Genomic DNA, 4609 nt, shown 5'->3' on the forward strand with positions numbered 1-4609 from the left:
ATCGGGTGCGTTACGCCATTGAGGAGTACACTTGGCGCTTTGACGGCCTGCGACGCCGAGCTTCTCACCGCAGGAGGACGTGATGCACTCCCTTCATCCGCAAGCCCGCACCACCCCCGCTGTCCGCCAGGAGATCGCCCGCTCGAGAGAGCCCACCGGCGTGCTGGCCCAGCGCTTCAGCGTGAGCACCGAGACCATCCGCAAGTGGCGCAAGCGCGGAGCCCAGGACTGCCAGGACCATAGCAGCCGGCCGCACAAGCTGCCCTGGAAAGCCACGGACGAGGAGCGCGCCATCGTCTGCGTCCTGCGCCAGGCCACCGGCTTTCCGCTCGACGATCTGACCTTCATCGTCACGCATTTCCTGCCGCATCTCAACCGCGATGCCGTCTACCGCATCCTCAAGGCGGAAGGCTTGGGACGATTGCCCCCGGCGCAGCAGCGCCAGCGCCGGAGCGGCACGTTCAAGGATTACGATCTCGGCTTCGTGCACATCGACATCAAGCACCTGCCCAAGCTGCAGACCGCCAACGGCGAGCGCCGCAAGCGCTATTTGTATGTGGCCATCGACCGCTGCTCACGGTGGGTGCATCTGGCCGTCAAGGACGATGAGCTGGCCACCAGCGCGGTCGCCTTCCTGAAAGAGGCGGTGCGCGCCTTCCCCTTCAAGGTCACGCACGTCCTGACGGATCGAGGATCCTGCTTCACGGCGGATGCTTTCGAGGACGCCTGCCGCCAGCTGAAGCTGGAGCACCGCAAGACCAAGCCCTACACGCCGCAGACCAATGGTCTCGTGGAGCGCTTCAACGGGCGGGTGCAGCGCGAGGTGCTGGGCATCACCATCTACAGCCATCGGGACCTCGAGACGCTGCTCAAGGGCTTCAATCAGGCCTATAACAGAAGACGTCAACGCGTGCTCAAGGGGCGATCCCCGGATGAGGTTGTGCGAAGCCGCCTGGCTGCCGAGCCGAAGCTCGCCAACCGCCGCTACAAGCCACCCGATGCAGACGCGTTGCCGCCCGCCCTCCAGGTCATCGCTCATGCCAAGGAGGTCTCGCATCCAGACAATTAGTGACCGAGACGATGCCTTGCACCATCCTATTCGCTGAAGGGACCGTACCAGTTCCTGTGGCAAACGCGTGTAAGGGCCGCAGATCGGCCTAGACGATTGGATCCCGCTCAGTTTGGGGATTGAAGGAACATGGCTGGTCGCGCTCGGCGTCGATATCGGCAGGATAGACCAGGATTACTGTCGAATACCTAGGGGCGGTTAATCCGCTCCGTGGCTTCGCGCGAGCTCTCGGACCTCCTTCTCCCGGCAGTCCCGGATGGCTTCCATGGGGCTCAGCCCGCCGAGAGCGTTGTCTGGCCGGACGAGCCATTCCAGCCGCATCCACGGCGATCGGATCGGCATCACGGCGAGGATCTCGCGCAGGATCAGGACCGTCATAGAGTCCCGCATCATGCAGGCCGGGACCACCAGGCGCCCGTCCATCTCGACGGCGATCCAGGTGCCCTCCTCGACGGAGCGGTGCAGGTGATCGACCGAGACGCCGAGCCACTCGGCCGCCAGCTCCTCCTCGAGGTAGCCCCCGGCCAGCCGCAGGATCTCGCGCTTGGCGGCCTCGCCTTCCGCGATCAGGACGGCCTCCTCGGGAGGACGAGGGAGCTTCAGCCGCCTGCCGGGAGCGCCCGAGCGGAGTGTCAGGCGCGGCAAGGGCACAGGCTGCCAACCCATCTCGTCGAGCGCCTCGCCGAACGTCTGCTCCTTCTCGGCATCCTCGCCCTCGGCGGCCAGATCCGTCGACCCCTGGGTCTCGTGCTTGACGGCCTCGCCTTCGGCGATCTGGGACAGTTCCTCGGTCGAGGCGGCGAAGGCCTCCAAGGCACGGAGCCGATCCCTCAGGGCCAGGACATCACCCCGGCGGAACCCGCCGTCGGGCAGGCGCGGGAGCTCGTTGATCATCACCCTGTGGGCGAGGGTGGCGTACCCGCCGAGCAGGGCCGCGGCCTCCTCGTGCGTAAGCGTCTCGTCGTCGGTCATGGCGGCTCCGCTGATCTCTTCGATGGAGCGGACCCGATCGGGATCGCTGCCCTTCCCCTTCAGACTGCCGTACAGCGCCCGCCAGTCGGAGGTGATAAGGTCCCCCCTGACCTCGCCGTACACAGGGATCGGGACGCCGTCCACGAGCTCATACCGGCTGGGCTGGGTCTTCACCCATTCCAGAAACTCGGTCTCGCTCATCGGCACTCGGGGAGTCGGGTCCATCCCAGCCTCTGTTTCGTCACGGAACTTGGGAACGGGATAGCCATCCACCAGCTCCCATTTCTCCTCCTGGGTCTCGGCCCATTCCAAAAACGCATCGGCGGACATGGGGAGAGACGGCATCTTCCGATCACCCATAGGCAGCCTCCTCAGGAGTGCGTCGTCTCGGCCTCGAGCGGCCGGCCGAGACGATACCACCTAGACATGGAACGGGCACACCCGTGATCCTCGGTCATCACCCAAAGGTCCGAGGTTCGGATCAGCCTGCCCTTGCCGGGGAGGGTCGGGTGCCCGGTTGCGCCGCCGACGAGGACGGGGATGGGCATGTAGTGTTCCATCCACCCGTCGAGGATCGTGGCATCGGCGGCGAGAGCGGAAGGATCGGCGCCGTCTCGGAGGGCCTTCAGGTCTGCCGCAAGGCGCTCCAAGCGGTCGATCATCCCGTCGATGTCCTCGCCGGTCGTCGTTCTCAGGCCATCGCGCGTCGCCCTAATCATGGAGATCCTCCGTCTTCGACGGACCTTGTAGCCGGTCCCGGGGATAGCGGGGACTGCTCTTGAGTAGGGGATTCCCGGAGGCCACCCTGCGACGTATGTTCGCTCTTTGTTCATGCGGGGAGATGGCCATGGAGGAGGTGGTTCGGCGGGTCGGTCGCGGGTGGATCCAGGTGACCGACGGCGAGGGCTGCCGGCATCTTTTCCCGGCATCGTCGCGGGTCGAGGTCTCGGACTCCGACTGCCTCAGGAACGAGTGCATCGTCTCGATCGGAGCCAAGCGGATCCTCGTCTCGGAGCCTTACGAGAGGGTCGTCGAAGCCTTGCTCGAGGCCGAGCTGAACCCCTTGGGGAGGCGCTAGGCGTCAGGGGCTCTCCCTCAGATAATTCATTGAGGTCTATGAATATTGGCCCCGCGCCCCAAGCGGCGGCAACCTGGCTCAAATTGAGATGACTTGCGGACCGGCGTTTCCGCCGGCGGCCGATCCGCGGAATCCTTCCTTGCAGGGGGATCACGTAGCCAGAAGCCAGCAATTGTCAGTGCCACCGCACAACCTCCTGGCCAGGAGGAGGGGCAAGCCCCCCCCGTGGACCCCACCCGCCGGAGACGTCGCGCCATGATCAGGAACCCCGACCCCCGCACCCGCCTCCGCATCGAGGCCCCGACCCGCGAGGCCGCCGAGGCGGCTGCGGCTCGGCTCGGCCTCGATCTGGAGTCGCCTGACCTCCCCCACGTCTGGATCGGTCAGGGGCGGCGGTCGTGGCTCATCTACGTCACCCTCGACCGGCCCAACTTGCCGCCGGCTCCGTTGGACGTGGTCGACGACGACTTCGACTGGAACGCCTGATGTCCGCCTCCGAGTCCCGCCAGAAGTCGACGACGACCACGCTGCGCCTCACGCCCGAGGAGGCGGTGCGCGTGGCCGCCACTGCCCCGTCCAGTCCATCGACCAGTCGCTGGGAGTTGCCAGGACGTCGCGCTCATGAGGCATTGGTCGCGAAAACCCGCCGGCAGCCGCCTGTACGCTCCTCGCCGTCCATCAATTCACGCGCTTTGCCCTCCCGGGAGGGATCCAGTCATGCTCTCGGACTCCTGTGACGCTTGGGACAACAACGAGGAGATGGAGATGAGGCCCGTTCCTCGCCGGGGAACGCGATGAGCCGAGAGAACCCGCTCCGCAATTCGCGTCAGTGCTATGACGAGTGCGGGAACGAGATTCGGCCCATGGATTTCGCGAGCATGCGAGAGCATGGCGCCCGGTTGGTTGAGGCCATCTGCCAAAGACACGGCTGCGCAGGACGAGGATACGTCACAAAAGTTCGAAGGCATTTGGCATTCGGCTCAAGGAGTGCAGCAACGCGAATGGCCTGTAGGTTTGAGACGCACTTGAAAAGAAGTGCAGGTCAATCCTGCCGTCGCTCCTTAAATAGTATTTTGTGACAAGCACTTAGCGCTTCGCCTCTTGTGATACGCGCAGGTGGTGGAGGTTACGCGTGCAGGAGAAGAACTGCCCCTCAAACCTACTGCTCGCAAACGCGCAAATGATAGAGGTGTCACAAGGTTCTGATATTCTTGTTCCGACGTTATCAAATAGTTTCAAGGGCTTAAGACATCAGATCCATTGATCTCATCAACCGAAGTCTACTGAAACTCCTGCAAGTCGGACTCTTGTGACGCGGCAGCAGTAGGTCTGAAGGGCGCTCAGAGGGAAGTGCGTCTCAGACCTAGATCCTCGACACAGTGATTTTGACCGGTTGGCCTGCCGTCTCTTGTGACGGCACTTCGAAGCGGTGCGGGATCTGCAAGTGGATTGATCCCCATTGGACGGGGCCTCGGTACCAGATGCGAAGT

At 64.2% G+C, this 4609-nt stretch carries 6 protein-coding genes; 4 read left to right on the plus strand and 2 right to left on the minus strand.

The window, feature by feature from the left end:
• Positions 1–82 precede the first annotated feature (82 nt).
• Positions 83–1069, plus strand: coding sequence for an IS481 family transposase (locus FS320_RS38485; RefSeq protein ID WP_152717575.1), 987 nt, complete (start codon positions 83–85; stop codon positions 1067–1069).
• 198 nt (positions 1070–1267) lie between these two features.
• Here FS320_RS38485 and FS320_RS38490 read toward each other — a convergent pair whose 3' ends face one another.
• Together FS320_RS38490 and FS320_RS38495 are read right to left on the minus strand one after the other, a co-directional pair.
• Positions 1268–2401: a hypothetical protein gene (locus tag FS320_RS38490; RefSeq protein ID WP_152717578.1), complete on the minus strand. Its 1134-nt coding sequence runs from the start codon at positions 2399–2401 to the stop codon at positions 1268–1270.
• A gap of 11 nt (positions 2402–2412) precedes the next feature.
• Complete coding sequence (locus FS320_RS38495) at positions 2413–2760, minus strand: DUF6634 family protein (RefSeq protein ID WP_152717580.1); 348 nt, start codon at positions 2758–2760, stop codon at positions 2413–2415.
• 128 nt (positions 2761–2888) lie between these two features.
• Here FS320_RS38495 and FS320_RS38500 point away from each other — a divergent pair, with 128 nt between their 5' ends.
• The 3 genes from FS320_RS38500 to FS320_RS38510 all read left to right on the plus strand — a co-directional run bounded on the left by FS320_RS38500 (position 2889) and on the right by FS320_RS38510 (position 3856).
• On the plus strand, positions 2889–3119 hold the full coding sequence (locus FS320_RS38500; protein WP_152717581.1) for a hypothetical protein: 231 nt from the start codon (positions 2889–2891) through the stop codon (positions 3117–3119).
• A 93-nt stretch (positions 3120–3212) separates the two neighbouring features.
• A complete protein-coding gene (locus tag FS320_RS38505; protein WP_152717583.1) occupies positions 3213–3605 on the plus strand; it encodes a hypothetical protein in 393 nt (130 codons plus the stop codon).
• A complete protein-coding gene (locus tag FS320_RS38510) occupies positions 3605–3856 on the plus strand; it encodes a hypothetical protein (RefSeq protein ID WP_152717585.1) in 252 nt (83 codons plus the stop codon). The genes FS320_RS38505 and FS320_RS38510 overlap by 1 nt, the downstream gene beginning before the upstream one ends.
• Positions 3857–4609: the final 753 nt, after the last annotated feature.

This window comes from Microvirga tunisiensis (genome assembly GCF_009296175.1).
GTDB lineage: Bacteria > Pseudomonadota > Alphaproteobacteria > Rhizobiales > Beijerinckiaceae > Microvirga > Microvirga tunisiensis.